The sequence below is a fragment of the Bacillus sp. D48C genome, from assembly GCF_053345735.1.
Genome location: NZ_JBKFAQ010000009.1, coordinates 1 through 19,041 on the forward strand (window position 1 = coordinate 1; position 19,041 = coordinate 19,041).

Here is a 19,041-nt window from a genome sequence, read left to right on the forward strand (position 1 = left end):
GTTCCGTTATCTGTTCCCGTTCCGCCTCCTGGGTTTCCTCCAGTTCCGTTATCTGTTCCCGTTCCGCCTCCTGGGTTTCCTCCGGTTCCGTTATCTTTCCCTGTTGTGTTTTCCATTTTTTTAATAATAGGCGTTTTAGCATTGTGTACTAACGGCATTATGCCATACTGTGACTTATGAACCACATTTTCCACCTTGCTATTTTCCGTTTGTGTTCCTTTATCTTCTTTGTTAGGTTTTTCTTTTTCAGGACTAGTTTCTTTTGTATGAGTCCCACTCAATTCCCACTGCCATGTTACAGGAGAGAAAACATCTATATTGATGTTTGGATCTTTTAACTTCACATCCAAGCTAATCTTTATATCCCCTTCATTACGAGGAGCTATTGTAATTTCTCCTGCTTCGCTTTGAAGAAAGTCACTTGTACGATCCACATCATCAATATGTAAGAATCCTGTACTTCCATCTAGTTTAAATTCTTCTGGAATACTTATCTTCAAAATTTGCGGAGATTCCATTTTAATTACTTTCGCAGTATCACTAAATGTAATTCCCTCTGTATAAAGTCTATCCTTTACTTCTTTAATTGCGTTTCCTAAAGATATTTTATTTACAGGATCATAATAAAAATTATTTTCTTTATTATATTTTTTTGTAAATTGAATTACATTTTGCAGTTGTAATTTCGTCGCATCTGGTAAATCACTTTGACCGATTTCTTCCATGTTTAAACTAGGTAATTTCGCAATTAAATTCTCGATTTGTTTCTTTATTCGAGCATCTGGTTGTTTCATTAATGTATTTATGAAAATTTCTTGCTTTCCATCATTCGACATAGATTGCTTTAACTTCTTAATTACCGTCTCTTGAATATCACTTTCTAACTTTCCTGCAAGTTCTGTATCATATTCAGATACTTGTTTTTTTACATCTGCTAAATATTTTTGAACTGCTGAAGCATCAGTTAAAATATTTGGTTCTTTCTCTGAAAACGTAAATTGATTTGAAATACTTTTATTAGCTGATTCCAATGCACTTAATTGCTTTAAAGCATCGCCTGTATTCATATCATTCATATATTGATTGAATTGATTTGTGAAATTATTCGCTAACAAATTGTTATCAGTTTGCATTTTTTGAAAGTTATTAAAACCATCTAAGTACGTACTGTTAGATTTATTCCCTTCATCTAACGCTTGACCGAAACCTTTTAAAACATCCTGAAATCCTTTGAAACTATTAACAGAAACACCTGTATAATCTTGTACTGTTTTAAATTGATTTGTGTAATTTGCTAACGGACTATGTATATCTTTTTTATACATAGTTGTTTGAACGTTTCCTTTTTCAATTATTTTACCTATATTATCTTGTGCACCTTGTAGCTTACCGATAATACTCGCAAAATAAACGTCGATTATTTGCTTATTGAAATCTTCTAAAATAACAGAAGCTGTATTTTCTGCCTCAGCTTTCAAATCCTTATTCCCAGTTGCATTTACTTTGTAGTTTAACGTTAATTTCTCCGGAATCTCTGAATCAATCGCAACTGCTTTCCTAGAAAAATCATTTGGAATAACAATCATCATATTGTAATTATTATTTTTCAATCCATTTTCTGCTACCCCGCGACTAACTACGTACCATTCTTGTTTCGTATTTTTATTTACATTTTTAACAAATTGATCTCCAAACGCTATTTTATTGCCCTCAAAAACAGTGCCCTGATCTTCATTTACCAACGCAACTGTCATTTTTGGTGTAGTATTCTCATTAGCTTTCTTAACATTTTGATTTAATGCTAAATAGGAGACCCCTGTTGATAGTACAAGAGCTAAAATAATAAACAACAAGATGCTCCATTTGAACTTTTTCACAACTTATCACTCCTGCGACTGCGAGTCTATCTAATGAAAGACTTCGTATCTTACTCTAGTTTTAAAGTAATTTAGCCATACAACGTATGGTTGCATGGCTAAATTATATATTTCTTTTTATCTGTCTTATTGTAGACCGAAATTACGAGAAAGATCTTCGTCATGTCTAGCAACAGCTTCTGCAGTTTTATTAAGCTGCATATTAATTTCTTGTAATAACTGTGCGAAGTTTTGTACTTTTGGCTTTAATTGATTGAACTGTTGGTCAAAACCTTCGAAAGCACGACCTTCCCATTCTCCTCTTAATTCATTTTGTAAGTTTTGTAGTTGACGTAAAATGTCCTCAATTTGATTTGCACCCTGTCCATATCGAGTAGCTTTCGATTTAAGTTCCTCTGGTGACATACGAATTTGTCCTGCCATTATTAAATCCCCCTTAAAATTTAAAAATAGTAAAATTAACCAATAATCAATTCTACAAATTGATTATATCAATAATTTAAAAATTTCTAAACAAAAAAATGATATTTTTCCAAAATTTATCTTTTACTATAATAACGATATATTGTATACTAGTAATTTATTTATTTTTTAAGCATACACTATCAATCTACTATAAAATAAAGGCAAACCATCTATTTTATATATTTATAAAGACTTATTGGCTTTAAATTCCAGCGATAAAGTAGCCACTAAATCATTATTTTCTCTTCTCCCATTCCGACTATAATACTCACTTCAAAGTCATAATTACCTGCCTTTCAACAAACCCAAACTCTTCGTACATCTCTTTTGCAAAATTCCCAGCAAATACATTCAACCTAATTTCTGAATACTTCTCCTTTAATTCCTTAATACCAGCTTCCATCAGTTCTCGCGATAATCCTCTCCCGCGATATTCTGGGAAAACGTACAATTCATATATAAATCCAAGTTTTTCACGAGAAAAATAGTCTGTATTTTCCCCTATTAATATCCATCCCATTACTTTATTTTCTTCTTTAATGATTAAATAGTATGCTCCTTTTTCTACAATCGGCTTTGTAATTTCAATCGCTTTCTCGGTACTTAATTGACAATTCCCTCTCGTCCCTTCAAAAAGCGATTGAGCCGCATATTTTAATATTTCATTGGTATCTTCTTGATTCGCCTTAATTATCATTTTTCACAACTCCCCTTGAATAATAGGCATTACTATCCCTTGTTCAAGATTCTCCGCTTCCATAACAATTGCCGTTAATCCTTGTTCTGTACTTGTTTCATGAAGCTCTCCCTTCTCCCAAAACACAGCTTGTCCCGCCTCTATCTTTACCTTTTCCTTATTTGCCCCACACACATATCCTACTCCGTCCACAATAAGAAGCAGTTGAGATACAACTGCTTCATGACATCCGATTATTCCATTGGCTTGTAAATGCATAGCACCGATATGTACATTTCCTTGATGGTTTACTATTTTCGACATGATGAAATTAGATTGAAATACTGATAAGTGCTTTCCTACTTTTTCACTAAAATCAAAAGTTTTCATTACTAGTCCTCCTTATACGTATAAAACCATCCTTACTGTCTGCATCATATGTCCTTCAAAGTCTTCTTCAAATTGCTCTAATTCAGCAAAACCTTTCGCTTCATAAAAGCGTTTTCCTTTTTCATTTGCAGCTTCTACATGTATGTACAATTTCCGTATCCCATTTAATGCCTTAATCCCTCTTTGTAATAAAGCACTTCCGATCCCTTTTCCTTGCTGATCTGGTAACAAATAAATTGCCCCTAATTCCGCTTCGTTTTGTAGTCTAACAGGTGAAAAGTTCGCAAATCCTATTACTTCTCCCTCTTCTTCCGCAACGAATAAATGTGTATTTTTAAGGCGATATTTCATTTTTTCATCAGAATATGCCTCGTCTAAAAAACTATCTTGAATCTCTCTCGGAATAATGCCTTCATATGTATCATGCCAAGCTATTTTCGCTACTGATTGTACAGCCTGAATATCTTCTTGCTTCATTTCTCTAATTATATATGTCATCTCGATGTCTCCATTCTCTTTAAATTATATTCTGCTAATATACTAGAAGAAACGGCAGAACCATTTTCATAATTGACCTTAATTAATTTTAACTTTTCAATCGAAGCTGTTGTAACATCAAAATTCTCATATATATACTCCATCACACTTAAAAAATGAGTTGAATTCAAATGATTCGCAATCGTACAATGCGGAACCCATTTTCCTGGTACATAATATGAATTTGAATTATCATGAAAAGTTTTGAAATGATCATGATAAAAATGATGAAGTCTCAATAAATCATCGGTAACAGTCGGCGCTAGAAAAACCGTACCGTTAGTAGGAAAAGTTCCAACAGAAGGAAAAGTGACTGCAGACATGTTTTCTTGAATAGCTACAAATTCCTTTAATTTTTCAATATACAAATTAACATCCAACTCATTATAATCCGCAATCGTTATATGAGGTTCTACTCCAGCTAATTGATTTGTTCCAATTACATTTGTTAATTTATTTTGTAATTCTGTAATTTTATTAGTAAACACACGATCAAATGTAGCAATGATAGCGTACAATCTTTCTCACCCCTTCGTTACACATAGCGCTTCCCATTCTTCACGAATCATGCCCATTCGAATAGAATCATAGTATGTTCCGTTATAATAACGACACTTTCGCATTCTACCTTCTAAGCTCATTCCTATTTTCTCTGCTACTTTCATCATTCGTTCATTGCCAGACCAAGTCGTGATTCCTACTCTACCAATCTCCATTTTTTCAAATAGCAAATCTCTATATAATTTTAATGCTTCTGTACCATATCCACCATTCCAGTATGTTGGCTCATAAATCACAACTCCCATCTCTAACCAACGCGTCGTTTTATATTCCCAATAAAACCCGACTGTCCCAATGATTTGACCGTTATTTTCTATAATTAAATTTGACAGTGGTTCTTCTTTCAAACGATTTTGCATCTTCTCTTTATAGGAAGAGTATTCTTGCATTGAGAACGGGAAATATGGCGCATCCCATTTCTTCCATTCTGGGCTTTCTTCTTTAAATATGATATTCCATAATGTTTTTATATCCGATTCTTCTATTGTACGAATTGTAACTTTCTTCCCCTTTAATACAACGTTTTGCATAATTCCCTCCTGCATTCCTCTTTATTTCATATATAATTATAATGTTTTTTCAGAAAAATCAAAACTAATATCATATATTATATTGTATAATTTTGTTATTAGATACCAATTATTGATTTAGAAAGCTGGTGATTCAGTGAATAATCGATTTAGTATTGCTTTATTTCTCACTATTGTTACCACAAATATTATTCTATATTTCTTCTTACCATCAAATATTGTTACGAAATGGGACTTCAATGGAACGCCTACATCAACAATGGATAAAAGCACTTTTGTAATCGTAAATATAATTATATGTTCCTTCTTATTCTTTATATTTTTAGCTTTATCTAAAGCAGCGAGTAACCAGAAATTTCTCCATTGGATCGGCAACACAATATTACTATTCTTATTTTTTGTCGATATTGTCATCGCCCTCATTGCTCTTGGCTTTTCACTCCCTCTTGATCATTTCATATTTTTAGCATTAGGGCTTTTATTTATATTAATAGGTTATTTCAGTTCCAAAATTGATACGACTAAATCAACCGTTTCATTAGAATGGAATGATAAGCACCTTGAAAAAAGAGCTTCAAATATTAGTAGTATTTCAATGATGATAGCAGGGATTTTTTTAGCGATACTTCCTTTTATCGTTTCTGCTCCCTATAGAGGTTATGCTATACTAGCAATTCTTTTAGGAATGACGCTTATCATTCTGCCGACTACGATTTATTTACTTATTAAAGACAGCAAGCAGTCCACTAATTTAAAAGGTTAATTGAAATATGTGATTGTAAAATAGGTAATAAAAAATAGGAGGTTATCCCCTCCTATTTCAGCTCAATATATTATTTCCCTTTTTATTCACCTCAAGCAAAATCCCTTTCTCTATCCAACCCTCTACGCCATCTTTTTTAATTAAATCATATCCTGAACAGCTATCATCAATGAGAGAAACGATATCTCCCTTCCTAACGCTTATTTGCGCACAAGAAATATCGGTTTTCACTGTATATTCACCTGACTCAAGTTGTTTCATATATTCATTTTTTACAGTGAGCAAATTATTCGTTTCCTTTTGCTTACATACGGTGTAATCTTGCATCTTCTCGATAGGCTCTATGTAATAATACGGATATGTCACTCCGCCCTGCATTTCTGAATTCGCATTAAAATCCGCTATTACTTCATACTGTGGGAAATAGTCTACATATGTATAAGAAAATGTATCGCCCGTTTGTTTCCTCTGAATAATAAATGCATTTAATTGTCCTGCTTCTTTAATTGCATTTCCTCCATCAATTGCAATAATTTTTTTCTCCTCATCAACAACTGGATTGTTAGACGGTGCTTCTTCAGAATAGTTCACGACTGGCCAATGACCAACTATTACATACTTATTTGCTTTATGTGATTTATAAAAAAACTCCGGCATTGCTATCGCATTTTTGCGCTCTGTTTCTTTCCAATCTACTCTATCTTCTAGCCCTGCATGCACAAAAATATAATCTTCTGTTTCAATCGCTGTTGGCAACTCCGTTAGCCAATATAGTTCTTGTGAAAATTCACTTAGCAATGCTTCTTTCACTTCACGAATTGAAGTACCTTCATGAACTGAAAAATCCAATTGCTCTAGCCATTCATTAAAAATTGAATGCTTCCTCGTACATAAATAATTAATAAGACGAGGATTTTCATTTAGAAGAGCATCAACTAAAACTTCACAATTCCCTTCAACAACGTGAACCTTTGAATTGTTCTTTACAAGATTCATAACGTAGTTTACTACACCTACGCTATCTCGTCCTTTCTCGCAAAGATCTCCATTAATAATTAAATAATCTTCATCTTTAAAGTTAACTTTATGTAGTGCTTCTTTTAAAAGATTTAATTCTCCATGAATATCCGATATGACAATAACTCTAGCATCATTAGGGATTGATAGTTTCTTTATTTTTTTCAAGTATAAGCGCTCCAATCATTCTCTTTATTATTACTTAAAACAATTCGATCCAATAACACTATATAACCTTTTCAAATACATATACCATAACTTACAACCTATTTACGGTTCAATAATAACTTGAGAAATAATAATAAGAAGAAGCTGTTCCCAACTTTTCGAGACAGCTTCTTCTTATTATTTATAATTCTTTATGAAAAGAATAACTCACCTTATCATACCCTTCTCTTTCATAAAAACGATGAGCATCAATTCTTGAAAATGCTGACGTGAGGGTGATAGACTCACATCCGTTTTCCTTTCCCCAGTTCTCTATATACGAAAGTAATACATTTCCATGTCCTTTTGAACGATGTGCGTCTGCCGTTACAAGGTCATATACGAAAACGTGCTTCTTATTATAAAAGTTCGTACAAATCGCTACACCTGCAAGGCTAACAACTTCATCATCTTCATTACGCAGCGAGAATAGTTTATAATTTTCTTCTTTCATATTTCGAAATAAAGTGCCTGTTTCCTCTTTTGAAAGTTGTGTTCGTAATTGCTGTAAAACAGGTAATACTTCATGTAATTGCTCTTCTGTTACTACTTCTTTAACATTCATTTTTAACTCTCCCTTAACTATTTATTTAATTTTCTAAATGTTATATCATTATTATAAAAAGTGACTGCCCTTTACTTAAGTGGCAGTTTAAGTATTTTTTATAAGGTCAGTTTTAAAGGAGAGTTTTATATGGATTTTACTATCCCATTGCAATTACAAAGTAACACACCTATTTACTTGCAAATTTACGAATATATAAAAGCTGAAATTATACAAGGGACTATTTCTGTTGGCACACGTCTACCCTCACACAGAAATTTAGCATCACAACTTAATATTAGCCGCATTACTGTTGAATCAGCTTATCAACAATTATTAGCTGAAGGTTATGTAGAAAGTAAACCGAAACGTGGTATTTTTGTAGCAAATTTCGATATTGACGTTATCCCAAATAAAAAACGAAATGCAGCAAAGAAGACGAGCAATTTGATAGACGAAAAATTCGAATACGATTGTAGCCAAGGGCTTATTGATCAAAATAAATTTCCGATTACAAATTGGAAACGGGCATTACAAGAATCCATACTTACATACGAAAATGCACTATTTGCCAAAGAAGACCCTCAAGGTGAATTCGCTCTTCGAGAGCATATATCAACATATTTATATCATTCTCGCGGTGTACATTCTTCACCTAATCAAATTGTGATCGGTGCCGGAACGCAGCCACTTCTCTGGTTACTACTTCAACTGCTTGGCCCTACAAAAGAATACGGCATTGAAAACCCTGGATTTCACCGTATACACGCAATCATTAAAAGCTGTGATAGACAAATCCATCCCATACCATTGGATGAAAAAGGGATTAATATTTCTAGCTTATACAATACAAATGCCAATGTCGCATACGTTACACCATCACACCAATTTCCACTTGGGATTATTATGCCTTTACCTAGAAGGTTAGAATTGTTAAAGTGGGCTAATGATTGCAATGGATACATTATTGAAGATGACTATGACGGAGAGTTTCGCTACGCTGGTAAGCCGATTCCTTCTTTACAAAGTCTTGATTCAAATGAACGCGTTATTTATATGGGGACTTTCTCAAAATCTTTTTTACCTTCTTTACGAATGGGATATGTTGTTTTACCACCACATCTTTTAAAAATATATCAAGAACTGTATGGAATTTTTAAACAAACAGTGGCTACAATACAACAACTTGCTTTTGCTAACTTTATACAAAGCGGGAATTGGGAACGTCACCTTAATCGGAGTCGTACACTATATAAAAGAAAACATCATGCGTTAGTAAAATCCATTATGAAAGAAATGGGGGCTAATGTTCAAATTCTTGGCGAACAGTCCGGACTTCATATTGTTTTATGTGTACATAACAGTATGAATGAAAATGAACTGATTGAATCCGCTAAAAAACAAAGCGTTAAATTATACCCACTTTCTCCATATGATTTCATGAATGATTTACGCAAGGAATCATATGTATTACTCGGTTTTGGTAGTATTCCGGAAAATAAAATTGAGACGTTGGCTACATTATTGAAAGACGCTTGGTTCCCTAGTTGCAAGGAAACTTGTTAACAGTGGGTTTAACTTGTAACATACTAACAATTCAACAAAATAAAAAAGAAGGTTGTTCCAAAATAACTTTTTGGACAGCCTTCTTCTAGTTACTCACCTGACCTAGCTTTCCTTCCCGGACGTTTCACACCAGTCGTTTCTGTTGAATAGGAAGCTTCAATTATAGCGGTTGGATCTACAGAGAGAACGAGATCTTTCATTTTCGGATAAATGAATCGGTTTGTAATGCAATAAATGATTCTCTTATGCTCCCCTAAAAAACCACCTTCTCCATGTAGATACGTAACAGATAGTTGCAATTCTTTCATAAGTAAATCGCCTATTTCTTTATTCTTACCAGAAATAATCATAACGCTCTTACCTTGATTAATACCATCTAATATAAAATCAATCATCTTCGTAACAATATAGAAAATTGCTAATGAGAACATCGCTTGTTCGATTGAAAATAAAATTGCAACAAAGATGAAAATAACTGCATTTACTGCAAGTAAAAATGTACTAATTGGTACATTAAAGTGTTTATTCATCCAAACTGCTAACATTTCCGAACCGTCAATTGCTCCACCCATTTTAACAACAATCCCAACACCAATTCCGAACAGCACTCCACCATAAAGTACAATTAATAACTCAGAAGTCGTAATTGCTGGAAATGGTTTTAAATAAATTAATCCGAGTGTTGTAACTACATTCGCATAAGATGTACGGATAAAAAATTTCTTTCCCATTACTTTTGCAGTAAATAATAAAATTGGGATATTAATTCCTAAGAAAACGCCATAAAGCGGCAATCCTGCAACTTTATTTGCCATAATAGCAATAGCCGTTACCCCGCCATCTACTAATCCATTAGGTGCTAAAATAAGCTCTAATGAACCTGCTACTATAATTGAGCCAATTGTTAATACTACGTATTCAAATACTTTCTTCATTCATTACCCCCAAAGCTTATATATTTTCTTAGTATTATTTTAACGTAATTTTTCTGCTAAGACAAAGATATCAGTTTATATACACAAAAGTTTCACCTTTATCGCTATTTTTATGTAACACATTTAGCGCGTAATACTAGAAACACACTTACCAATTAAAAGTAAGTGTGTTTTTAACATCTATTTAATCTTTACGTACGGCTTCATTTTTAATTCAAGTATTTCCTCAACTGCCCTTTGATATCCACCAGCATTTCTAAGCGACTCTCCCACTTTACGACTATTTTCCTTAAACGTCACATCATCCATTACTTTCTTTACAGTCTCACATAACAATTCAGAAGTTAACTCGTTACGATTAAGTCTTATGCCTGCCCCTACTTCAGTCAATCGTTTTGCAACGAATGGCTGATCTCCTGTTACCGGAATTACAACTAATGGAACACCGTAATATAACGCTTCACTCGAACTATTCATACCACCATGTGTCACGAATACATCAGCATGCTGTAAAACTTCTAATTGCGGGACATAATTATACAACTTAAAGTTTTTCGGGATATTTTCAAATTGACTTATATTTATCTTCTTACCAACGACTAATACGACTGTCGCATCTACATCTTTAAACGCTTCAAAACACTTTTCATACAGAGCAGGTTGCTCATTAAAAACTGTTCCCATAGAAATGAAAATTACTTTTTCATTTTTTAAATCTTCAGTAGGAAAACTCCCCACTTCTTTTCGAGTAGCAATTGATGGACCTACAAATTTATACGATTCATCAAATACATCTGAACGCGGCTGATATTCTTTTGAAGTATATACAATCGTAATATCACCAGGATGGTTCATAATATCATACATACTATTACATTTCATTCCATACTGCTTATTCCATCTTTCCATTCCCGCTAAACAAGATTGATATAATGGATTCATTTCATCTACTTGTCTCGATTCTTGCCCATCATGAAAATTAATGTACTGATTAACAGCAAACGTTGTACAAGATGAAACGCTTGGTAATTGTAAAATATTCGCTATAATACGTCCTACTGGAAAATGATTATCATATATTAAATAATCGTATTTTTCCTCTTTTGTTTCCTCTACAATTTGAGTAACAATACGCTCTGATGCTTCAATCATATGAGATAGCATCGTCAAAGGGCTCCCACCTTCATTTACTCGTTCCATAATATTAATTTGAGAGAGAAAATTCTCAAACACTCGGAATTCCGCACCTGTTGCTTCAACCTTCTTTCTATAATCTTCAATACAATAAGAAACAACTGTTTCCCCTCGCTGAATTAACTCACTTACAATAGCTAAAGTCGGATTAATATGACCTTCCCCAGGGAAATTTATTACGAGTACATTTGCCATAATATTCTCTCCTATCCATTTAATATAATAAAATTAACAATTAATTATATTAATTAATTTAAATCTATTATAAATGAATGCATTCTACTTCTTCATGCTTTTCTCTTCATTTTATTATTGAGAAATATTTTCAATAGTCTACATTATTCTGATTCACAATCTTATAAACGAATGCTTAATTCTACTTTTACTCTTCATAGCTTTAAAGATACGAGCTTTACATTCAAATACTATCACTCTGTTTTTTTTGACAATTCACACAAAAATGGAGAAATATAATATTTTTAATAAGTTCTCACTATAAATGTAACTATGATTTCAATTTTTTATCTTTATCCCCATAACACATCACCTGTTATATAATAAATTTATAGAATTTACAGAAAAAGAGGTCTTTTCATGTTACAACAACTATTCAATTCACCTATTCTATCCGTTCAAGCCTTGCACCCAGGTTATGAAGATCATGCAAGTGATGTTTTTCTCGTTCAAACAGAAGATACAGAAGTTATCGTTCGTGCTTCTAAAATGAATGAAGAACCAAATAATGATTTTTGGTGGGGATGTAAAAATTTATTTGGAATTGATCCAAGGAACGTCCATCATTTAGAAACGGTACATACATTGTTGCAAGAACATACGAATCTTCCTATCCCAACAATATTAGAAAAACATGTTTTAAATGGCCGTGAATTTGTGGTGGTTGAAAAGTTAGTAGGTAACACAGTTCAATCTTTTATCGAGCAACCAGATTCTATTTTATTCAGCCTAGGAAAAGGACTTGCAGAAATACATAAATTTAAAGCCGATTTCATAGGAAATCCGTCAGGCACGTTCCAAGTTCCACTAGATGAATTCCAATCACATATTTTAAACGTAAGTAAAGAGCTTGTGAATATGTTTTATTCTGATGATGAAAGCATACAAAATGCATTCCCTACCTTTGAATCACAACTTTCTTCCCTGTCCGTACCAAAGGAATCTACACTCGTCTTAATTGATATGGATCCTACTCAATTTTTATCTGACGGTACAACTATTACGGGTTTAGTAGATACTGAAGCTTACGCTGTTGCTCCGCGAGAGCTTGATTTTATCGGACTAGAATATGTACTTACCGAAAAAGAAGCACATGCCTTTCAAAGTGGTTACGAAACAATTATGTCTATTCCTCACTTAGAAGAATATAGACAGCCTTATCGTTATTTATACCGACTGTTATCTGTGCAAGATAATGTGGAATTAAAGAAATGGTTAAGTCACCCATCCTATTTTTAAATACGAATGAGAGGGATTATACAATGGATATTCGGAAAAAGCGTTCTGTAACAGAAAGTGAAATACAGCAAATGAAGGATTTGGCTTATATTTGCGGGCAACAAGACAACCTTGATTACTCTTCAGATTTACATATCAACTTTTTAAAAAATCGAAATGAAGATTATATAAACGATTTTCTTCTTTATAACGGCACTCAATTAATTGGCGCTTTAAATATGTATGATTTTGAAAGACCAACAAAGCTTGAACTAATAGGCTTTGTACATCCTCATTTTAGAAAACAACGTTTCGGAACTATCCTTTTACAAACTGCAATGAAAGAAATACAAAATAGAGAGACAGATGAAGCTCTTCTTATTATCAATGGGGATTCTATTTCTGGGAATGAATTTGTAAAACATATGAAGTTACCATATTTATATAGTGAATATAGTATGGAGTTCAAGACAAACGAACTTCAAAAAACAACAGATAATAATATACAGCTTACTCTTGCAACTTCAGAATCACTTCTTGATCTTATTGAAATTTCTAGTAAAGCTTTTGGTGATTCAGTAGAAAATACGGCTACATGGTTACAAAAAATGATGACTTCACCTTCTCATAAAGTTTACAGTGCTCTTGTCGATAAAAAAATGATAGGAACGATTACAGTTACTGAGCAAGATCATTCTACTATATTATCAGGATTCGCTGTCCACCCTTCCTATCAAGGTAAAGGCTACGGTAAAGCTATTTTAAACTATATGACACATAAGCTCTTCACAAATGGTGCTACAACAATTGAATTACAAGTTGAAACAAAGAATAACAATGCTTTGAAGCTTTATACACAATGCGGTTTTGAAATTATGATGAAGCATGATTATTATAATTTAATGAATAGCAAGGAGAATATTTATGTCTAAAAAACTTATTTATTCTAATTATGATATTTTCGCATCTATTTATAATAAACATTGGGGGCATTTTTCTGAACACTCCTATCCAGCTTTTGAACAACTCGTTTTACAATATGCACAACCACGTTCTCATATTTTAGATCTTTGTTGCGGGACTGGTCATCTTACTAGGAAACTACTTGATCATAATTTTGTAGTAACTGGTATAGATGGTTCTACTCAAATGATTGAGTATGCACGTAAAAATGCGCCAGATGCAACCTTTATCGTCGATGACGCTCGCTATTTCAATATAAATGAGCAATTCCACTACGTCATCTCTGCCGGTGATAGTTTAAACCATATTATGAATTTAGATGAACTAAAAAGTGTGTTTCAGAAAGTTTACTCCGTATTACATAACGAGGGTATATTCGCATTTGATATGAATATGGAAAAAGGATTTCTTAAAAACTGGATTGCTTCATTTCATATTTCAGAGAAAGAATATGTTTGTACGATTGATTCTACATATAATAATGAAAATAAAAAAGCAGAAATGAACTTTATACTATTTCACCATGACATAGATAATAATTGGACAAGAAGTGACTTTTCTTTTGAAGAAGCTTGTTATTCCAATGAAGAAATAATTTCTTCATTGGAATCCGTAGGTTTTAAGAACATTCAATTCCACGGTACAAATAGAGCATTTTTCACTTGCCAAAAATAAAAAAACTGAATCGAAATGATTCAGTTTTTTCTTAATATATTTACAACTGCAGTTGTTTCGTCATTTTCTTTATAGACACGCGGAATTCTTCTATCTAGCATACATGTAACTTCATAGTTTATTGTACCTAACATATCCGCTATTTCTTCTACTGCGATATTTTCTTCACCTTGTTTACCGTAGAATACTACTTCGTCTCCTACTTGTACTGGCATCGCTTTTGAAACATCCAGCATTAACTGATCCATACAAACACGGCCGATAACAGGTACTCGAATCCCGTTAATTAACGCATAGCCTTTATTAGATAATTGACGATTATAACCATCAGCATAACCAATTGGTACAGTCGCAATCCATTCTTCACCAGTTGTTACATACGTATTCCCATAACTTACACCGCGATTCTTCTTCGCATGTTTAATATGAGCTACTTTTGATTTTAACGACAACGCAGGCTGTAAAGAAACGATTGTATGATCCACTTCTTTTGACGGATACATACCGTATACTCCTATTCCAACGCGTACCATATTTTGAAATGTGTTACTTAATTCCATTGATCCTGCACTATTTGAACTATGAATATATGGTATTTGAATTCCTAATTCTCTCGCTGTATTAACAGCTTTTTCAAATAAACTTGTTTGCATATTCGTATATGATTTATCGATTTCATCTGCCGTAGAGTAATGCGTAAATATCCCTACTACCTCTACATACTCCATACGGTTTAATTCTTCTAAAAATGGTTTAACCTCTTCTTCTTGTAAACCGATACGACTCATTCCTGTATCAATTTTCACTTGAATTTGTACTTTCTTTTGAAGACGGTTTGCAATTTCATTTATACCATGTAAATCTTCTACTCTATAAACAGTCATCATAACGTCATATTGAATTACATCTTCTACAGCCGCAACTGGTGTGTATCCTAAAATTAAAATCGGCACAGTAATTCCTGCTTCTCTTAATTCTATCGCTTCATCTACAAATGCAACTGCAAGTTGATTTATTCCTGCTTCAATTGCAGCTTTGGCAACTTCAACTGCCCCATGGCCATACCCATTCGCTTTTACAGCAGCCATCATCTTAATTTTTTCATCATTTACATGTTTTTTAAATTCGTTTACATTATGTTTTACAGCATTTAAGTCAATTTCTACAATTGTATCTCTTCCATATTTCAAACTCATTGGTCTAACTCCTAACTCAATAATTGCATTCCATTCTATTTCACGTTTCATATGACCTTTTACAATATAATACTTTTCATTATGCTAGTCAAACTACTAGAATTTTCGGAATTTTGAGTATGATATAATATCCTCAAGAAACTATTATATACGGAGACGAGGAGAATTACAATGTTTGTTCAATCTGCATTACATCAACTAAAAGTTGCTATTGATACTTCTATTGATATGCTTAACCAATATAGTGAAAACGATTTAAAAATACAACCGATTCACTCAAAACGATCATTATTTGAAATGTATGCACATCTTTCTCTTATTTGTCATGCTGATTTACTCATTTTAAATGGTATTTCAGAAAAAGAATTACATACCTTTTATATAGAACATACGCCCGTAACAGTTGCTCACATGCAACAAACGATGATTGAAGGATACAACCTTCTCTCTAAAACATTTCTTTCCTACTCCCAAATAGAATTAGCAGAAGTTATGACTGCCTATTGGGGGATTTCTTATTCGCGCTTTGAATGGTTACTTGAAATCGTTGCACACTTTTATCATCATCGTGGACAAATTCATATTTTATTATGCGAGCATATGAAAGATCCTCGCATTCCTTTATTTGAGTGATTTTCCACTCATTCATTAATTATAAATAGAGAAGCTACAAAACCAATAAAAAGTATCATTCCTAATAAAATAAATGTTTGAGCATAACCTCCTATTTTCATAAGATAAATAGAAATGATAGGCCCTATACTAGTACCTAAAAATAAAATAAAAGTATAAATAGATACCGCTATTCCCCTTGCTTTCCCTCCTAATTGACCTACAAGAGAAACTAAAGACGGAACGGATATAGCAATACCTATTACAAAACAGACACTCATCATTACAAGTAGAAATAGATACGAAACAAAGCCCATTGAACTTAGACTAAAAATAGCAATCAACAATCCTCCTTGAAGAACTTTCCTTATTTCAAACCTCTTTGTTAAACGACCTGCAAGTGGTGACAGCAACATACCAAACAGCCCTGCTAAGCGAAAATAAAGGATTTGTTCCGCAGTTAAATTGTAAGTAGGAGAGCTCAAATAATTCCCTAAAACAGTATACATATTAACAAAAGCCATTAATAAAACGAATGCAATTATATAGCTTAATACTAAGCTTTTATTTGTAAAAACTTTACCCATCTGTTTAATTGGTCCCAAAATATCAGTATAGGATTGAGACGTCTCTCCTTTCGGAAGAGAATAATAAACCCATATAGCAGTACTTATATAGACAATGCTAAGAAGAAAGAAAACCATATGCCATCCAAAATGCTGACTAACAGCAGTACTTATTACCTGCCCTACAATTCCAGCTACTAAAAAACCGGTACTAACAAACCCTATTGTTGTAACCCTTTTTTCTACTGGGAACATTTCTACAACGTAGGCTAACGCTACTGGAGAAAATGTAGCTGCGGCTATCCCCTGTATACCTCTATAAATAACAAGCCAAAAGAAACTATCTACAAACCCTAAGCAAAAAGAAACTATCGACAGTGCAAGCAATCCAATAAAAATCACTTTTTTTCGTCCATATTTATCAGAGATTGCCCCAAATAACAAACACCCTATAGCAAAGCCAACAGAAAATATACTTCCTGTAGCTGCCGAGTGTGTTAATGACGTATTAAAAATGTTTGAAAATAGAGAGATTAAAGGTATTGTTACATATAGGCTAGACATAACTACCATACCCGACCAACATAATACAGCTGTCATTATTGTATAATTCTTTTCACTATTTACTTCCTTTCCTATTTCCATCATAAACTCTCTCCCTTATTACCATTTATTTTTATTAGTTTAAAACCTCTAGATCACTAAAATAGCATTCCTTTAACTCTTATTTATTTTAATTACATAGCAAAAATTATCACCGTGCAAAAAGTTAGTTAAACATATAATAAGGAAAGCTAATTATATGTCCAAATAAATAAGTTGATCTTCATAATCAACTTATTTACCTACCTTCTCCTAATTTCACCTGCATAGTTGCTTGCATTTTATTTAATAGCTTTTCTAAAACTTGACGCTCTTCTTGATTAAAGCCATCAACTAACGAAGCGCAAGATAACCAAAAAGTTGGTAAAGAATGTGTAACTAGTTCTTTTCCTTTCGGAGTAATTTTCACCTTTAATCTTCTTCGATCTTTAGAATGGTGGAATCTTACGATTAACTCTCGTTTCTCCATCCAATCTAATAAGCCAGTGACAGAAGCACGTGTAATCCCTAATCGACTCGCAATATCCGAAGGACTCATGTTCACTTCTTCCCCATTCGCTTCCATTTCACGCAAAATAAACAATAGTAAAAAATCTAATTTACTCTCTGAAATACCAAGTGGAGCTAAATCTACGTCAACAGCATCAAGAACATTATCAGACGTCCATAACATTAACAAACCAAGTTTTGCTGCGATTGGATCCGTTTCCGCTGATGCTGTCTTTTTGATTAACTCTGCGTACGGCTCAATCCCTAAAGGAAGAGAATCTTTTCTTGAATCCATTCATCTTCACTCTCCTTTCTCGTTAATAATTAGCTTACCTAATTACTTTCTCATTATACTCATATTTTTCCTTTTATTGCAAGCACATTGTTGAACAAAAAAATCCTATTATTAAAACAGGATTTTTCACACTGACTAGCTATCAGTTTTAAATAATGCGTAACTTCTTTAAGGCATAAGAAATTCCGCCTTCACTCGCCTTCGTTGTAACGAAATCAGCCCTTCTCTTCAACTCCTCTCCACCATTTCCCATCGCAACTCCTAATCCTACATACTGCAACATCTCAATATCATTTCCACCATCACCAAAAGCAATGGCTTCTGATTTACTAATATTTAAATGTTCCAATACTTTTTGAATTGCAGTTAGCTTCGATACTTTACTATCTTCCAATACATTTATAACGTAACCATGAAAACGGTCAAACGTAAGTGCTGGATATCTTTCAATGAATTTTTGAGCTTCTGCTTCATCGGCATACAGACATATGCAATACATCTCATCTGACAAGTTTTTAACTTTGTCAGGATACCGCTCTAAATTTAAAGTTTCATTTAACGCTCGTATGACACGTTCATCTTTGGAGGCAATATCATTCATTGCAAATTCTTCTGTAAAGTAAGAAACACTGTGACCATGTAATTCAGCAAAATTTGAAATATCATGAACGATTTCGCTTGAAAGTACTGATTTATGTATAACTTCTTCCCCACATTTTATATGTGCACCATTTGCAGAAATATACGTATTTATGCCTAACCCCTTAAATTGTGAGCATAAACTATATGGTCTCCCTGTTGTAACAACTACGTGAATCCCCTTATCTATTAATCTTTGTACCGCTTCTTTTGTACTTTCGTGCATACTTCTATCAATCTCGCTTAAAAGCGTACCGTCAACATCAAAAAATGCAACTTTGTACATAAG

The 19,041-nt window shown here is 33.1% G+C and carries 21 protein-coding genes; 6 read left to right on the top strand and 15 right to left on the bottom strand.

What is annotated here, in order from left to right; genetic code table 11:
• From esaA to ACLBXA_RS20200, 7 genes are all read right to left on the bottom strand, one after another.
• Positions 1 to 1,877 (bottom strand): type VII secretion protein EsaA (esaA, locus tag ACLBXA_RS20170; protein WP_447617425.1); only part of this gene is annotated, 1,877 nt, incomplete at its 3' end.
• 126 nt (positions 1,878 to 2,003) lie between these two features.
• Positions 2,004 to 2,300 (bottom strand): WXG100 family type VII secretion target, encoded by a 297-nt coding sequence (locus ACLBXA_RS20175; RefSeq protein ID WP_000918601.1) that lies wholly within the window; start codon positions 2,298 to 2,300, stop codon positions 2,004 to 2,006.
• A gap of 310 nt (positions 2,301 to 2,610) precedes the next feature.
• The gene (locus ACLBXA_RS20180) at positions 2,611 to 3,039 is read right to left on the bottom strand and encodes a GNAT family N-acetyltransferase (protein WP_000584237.1); all 429 of its coding nucleotides are present in this window, start codon (positions 3,037 to 3,039) and stop codon (positions 2,611 to 2,613) included.
• Between the two features lie 3 nt (positions 3,040 to 3,042).
• The gene (locus tag ACLBXA_RS20185; RefSeq protein ID WP_000846433.1) at positions 3,043 to 3,408 is read right to left on the bottom strand and encodes a hypothetical protein; all 366 of its coding nucleotides are present in this window, start codon (positions 3,406 to 3,408) and stop codon (positions 3,043 to 3,045) included.
• Between the two features lie 12 nt (positions 3,409 to 3,420).
• Positions 3,421 to 3,906 carry a GNAT family N-acetyltransferase gene (locus tag ACLBXA_RS20190; protein ID WP_000221053.1) on the bottom strand — a complete coding sequence of 162 codons (486 nt, stop codon included), beginning with the start codon at positions 3,904 to 3,906 and terminating at the stop codon, positions 3,421 to 3,423.
• The gene (locus ACLBXA_RS20195) at positions 3,903 to 4,463 is read right to left on the bottom strand and encodes a 2'-5' RNA ligase family protein (protein WP_000270898.1); all 561 of its coding nucleotides are present in this window, start codon (positions 4,461 to 4,463) and stop codon (positions 3,903 to 3,905) included. Before ACLBXA_RS20195 ends, ACLBXA_RS20190 begins: the two co-directional genes overlap by 4 nt.
• Before the next feature lie 6 nt (positions 4,464 to 4,469).
• On the bottom strand, positions 4,470 to 5,036 hold the full coding sequence (locus ACLBXA_RS20200; protein WP_017763061.1) for a GNAT family N-acetyltransferase: 567 nt from the start codon (positions 5,034 to 5,036) through the stop codon (positions 4,470 to 4,472).
• Positions 5,037 to 5,172: 136 nt separating this feature from the next.
• Here ACLBXA_RS20200 and ACLBXA_RS20205 point away from each other — a divergent pair, with 136 nt between their 5' ends.
• On the top strand, positions 5,173 to 5,799 hold the full coding sequence (locus ACLBXA_RS20205; RefSeq protein WP_017763060.1) for a DUF1648 domain-containing protein: 627 nt from the start codon (positions 5,173 to 5,175) through the stop codon (positions 5,797 to 5,799).
• A 57-nt stretch (positions 5,800 to 5,856) separates the two neighbouring features.
• Here the strand turns inward: ACLBXA_RS20205 and ACLBXA_RS20210 are convergent, their stop codons facing one another.
• Both ACLBXA_RS20210 and ACLBXA_RS20215 read right to left on the bottom strand, forming a co-directional pair.
• Positions 5,857 to 6,984 (bottom strand): metallophosphoesterase, encoded by a 1,128-nt coding sequence (locus tag ACLBXA_RS20210; RefSeq protein ID WP_000721390.1) that lies wholly within the window; start codon positions 6,982 to 6,984, stop codon positions 5,857 to 5,859.
• 181 nt (positions 6,985 to 7,165) lie between these two features.
• The gene (locus ACLBXA_RS20215) at positions 7,166 to 7,588 is read right to left on the bottom strand and encodes a GNAT family N-acetyltransferase (RefSeq protein WP_001101124.1); all 423 of its coding nucleotides are present in this window, start codon (positions 7,586 to 7,588) and stop codon (positions 7,166 to 7,168) included.
• 129 nt (positions 7,589 to 7,717) lie between these two features.
• Here ACLBXA_RS20215 and pdxR point away from each other — a divergent pair, with 129 nt between their 5' ends.
• On the top strand, positions 7,718 to 9,133 hold the full coding sequence (gene pdxR / locus ACLBXA_RS20220) for a MocR-like pyridoxine biosynthesis transcription factor PdxR (RefSeq protein ID WP_017763059.1): 1,416 nt from the start codon (positions 7,718 to 7,720) through the stop codon (positions 9,131 to 9,133).
• An 89-nt stretch (positions 9,134 to 9,222) separates the two neighbouring features.
• Here the strand turns inward: pdxR and ACLBXA_RS20225 are convergent, their stop codons facing one another.
• Together ACLBXA_RS20225 and ACLBXA_RS20230 are read right to left on the bottom strand one after the other, a co-directional pair.
• Positions 9,223 to 10,068: a YitT family protein gene (locus ACLBXA_RS20225; RefSeq protein WP_447617426.1), complete on the bottom strand. Its 846-nt coding sequence runs from the start codon at positions 10,066 to 10,068 to the stop codon at positions 9,223 to 9,225.
• A gap of 180 nt (positions 10,069 to 10,248) precedes the next feature.
• A complete protein-coding gene (locus ACLBXA_RS20230; protein WP_000024469.1) occupies positions 10,249 to 11,457 on the bottom strand; it encodes a macrolide family glycosyltransferase in 1,209 nt (402 codons plus the stop codon).
• 399 nt (positions 11,458 to 11,856) lie between these two features.
• Between ACLBXA_RS20230 and ACLBXA_RS20235 the strand changes: the two genes are divergently transcribed.
• From ACLBXA_RS20235 to ACLBXA_RS20245, 3 genes are read left to right on the top strand one after another with little or no spacing between them, the layout of a single operon-like run.
• Complete coding sequence (locus tag ACLBXA_RS20235; RefSeq protein WP_447617427.1) at positions 11,857 to 12,735, top strand: nitrate reductase; 879 nt, start codon at positions 11,857 to 11,859, stop codon at positions 12,733 to 12,735.
• Positions 12,736 to 12,758: 23 nt separating this feature from the next.
• Positions 12,759 to 13,646 (top strand): GNAT family N-acetyltransferase, encoded by an 888-nt coding sequence (locus ACLBXA_RS20240; RefSeq protein ID WP_000354633.1) that lies wholly within the window; start codon positions 12,759 to 12,761, stop codon positions 13,644 to 13,646.
• Entirely contained in the window at positions 13,639 to 14,352 is a 714-nt protein-coding gene (locus ACLBXA_RS20245; RefSeq protein ID WP_000038499.1) for a class I SAM-dependent methyltransferase, read from the top strand. The genes ACLBXA_RS20240 and ACLBXA_RS20245 overlap by 8 nt, the downstream gene beginning before the upstream one ends.
• A 20-nt stretch (positions 14,353 to 14,372) precedes the next feature.
• Here the strand turns inward: ACLBXA_RS20245 and alr are convergent, their stop codons facing one another.
• The gene (alr, locus tag ACLBXA_RS20250; RefSeq protein WP_014895227.1) at positions 14,373 to 15,548 is read right to left on the bottom strand and encodes an alanine racemase; all 1,176 of its coding nucleotides are present in this window, start codon (positions 15,546 to 15,548) and stop codon (positions 14,373 to 14,375) included.
• A gap of 171 nt (positions 15,549 to 15,719) precedes the next feature.
• On the opposite strand from alr, the gene ACLBXA_RS20255 reads away from it, so the two are divergent.
• A complete protein-coding gene (locus ACLBXA_RS20255) occupies positions 15,720 to 16,181 on the top strand; it encodes a DinB family protein (protein WP_000497993.1) in 462 nt (153 codons plus the stop codon).
• Between the two features lie 8 nt (positions 16,182 to 16,189).
• On the opposite strand, the gene ACLBXA_RS20260 is transcribed toward ACLBXA_RS20255, so the two are convergent.
• The 3 genes from ACLBXA_RS20260 to ACLBXA_RS20270 form a co-directional block, all read right to left on the bottom strand.
• Positions 16,190 to 17,371: an MFS transporter gene (locus ACLBXA_RS20260; protein ID WP_041488153.1), complete on the bottom strand. Its 1,182-nt coding sequence runs from the start codon at positions 17,369 to 17,371 to the stop codon at positions 16,190 to 16,192.
• A 196-nt stretch (positions 17,372 to 17,567) separates the two neighbouring features.
• A complete protein-coding gene (locus ACLBXA_RS20265) occupies positions 17,568 to 18,113 on the bottom strand; it encodes a MarR family winged helix-turn-helix transcriptional regulator (protein WP_000378334.1) in 546 nt (181 codons plus the stop codon).
• Between the two features lie 148 nt (positions 18,114 to 18,261).
• Complete coding sequence (locus tag ACLBXA_RS20270) at positions 18,262 to 19,038, bottom strand: Cof-type HAD-IIB family hydrolase (RefSeq protein WP_000278724.1); 777 nt, start codon at positions 19,036 to 19,038, stop codon at positions 18,262 to 18,264.
• Between the last annotated feature and the right edge of the window lie 3 nt (positions 19,039 to 19,041).

Bases quoted from the DNA above. Each gene is read 5' to 3' on its own strand.
- pdxR (WP_017763059.1), top strand. From the start codon at position 7,718: ATGGATTTTACTATCCCATTGCAATTACAAAGTAACACACCTATTTAC.
- ACLBXA_RS20200 (WP_017763061.1), bottom strand. From the start codon at position 5,036: ATGCAAAACGTTGTATTAAAGGGGAAGAAAGTTACAATTCGTACAATA.
- ACLBXA_RS20235 (WP_447617427.1), top strand. From the start codon at position 11,857: ATGTTACAACAACTATTCAATTCACCTATTCTATCCGTTCAAGCCTTG.
- ACLBXA_RS20255 (WP_000497993.1), top strand. From the start codon at position 15,720: ATGTTTGTTCAATCTGCATTACATCAACTAAAAGTTGCTATTGATACT.
- ACLBXA_RS20180 (WP_000584237.1), bottom strand. From the start codon at position 3,039: ATGATAATTAAGGCGAATCAAGAAGATACCAATGAAATATTAAAATAT.
- ACLBXA_RS20190 (WP_000221053.1), bottom strand. From the start codon at position 3,906: ATGACATATATAATTAGAGAAATGAAGCAAGAAGATATTCAGGCTGTA.
- ACLBXA_RS20265 (WP_000378334.1), bottom strand. From the start codon at position 18,113: ATGGATTCAAGAAAAGATTCTCTTCCTTTAGGGATTGAGCCGTACGCA.
- alr (WP_014895227.1), bottom strand. From the start codon at position 15,548: ATGAGTTTGAAATATGGAAGAGATACAATTGTAGAAATTGACTTAAAT.
- ACLBXA_RS20225 (WP_447617426.1), bottom strand. From the start codon at position 10,068: ATGAAGAAAGTATTTGAATACGTAGTATTAACAATTGGCTCAATTATA.
- ACLBXA_RS20215 (WP_001101124.1), bottom strand. From the start codon at position 7,588: ATGAATGTTAAAGAAGTAGTAACAGAAGAGCAATTACATGAAGTATTA.
- ACLBXA_RS20240 (WP_000354633.1), top strand. From the start codon at position 12,759: ATGGATATTCGGAAAAAGCGTTCTGTAACAGAAAGTGAAATACAGCAA.
- ACLBXA_RS20185 (WP_000846433.1), bottom strand. From the start codon at position 3,408: ATGAAAACTTTTGATTTTAGTGAAAAAGTAGGAAAGCACTTATCAGTA.
- ACLBXA_RS20260 (WP_041488153.1), bottom strand. From the start codon at position 17,371: ATGGAAATAGGAAAGGAAGTAAATAGTGAAAAGAATTATACAATAATG.
- ACLBXA_RS20270 (WP_000278724.1), bottom strand. From the start codon at position 19,038: ATGTACAAAGTTGCATTTTTTGATGTTGACGGTACGCTTTTAAGCGAG.
- ACLBXA_RS20175 (WP_000918601.1), bottom strand. From the start codon at position 2,300: ATGGCAGGACAAATTCGTATGTCACCAGAGGAACTTAAATCGAAAGCT.
- ACLBXA_RS20245 (WP_000038499.1), top strand. From the start codon at position 13,639: ATGTCTAAAAAACTTATTTATTCTAATTATGATATTTTCGCATCTATT.
- ACLBXA_RS20230 (WP_000024469.1), bottom strand. From the start codon at position 11,457: ATGGCAAATGTACTCGTAATAAATTTCCCTGGGGAAGGTCATATTAAT.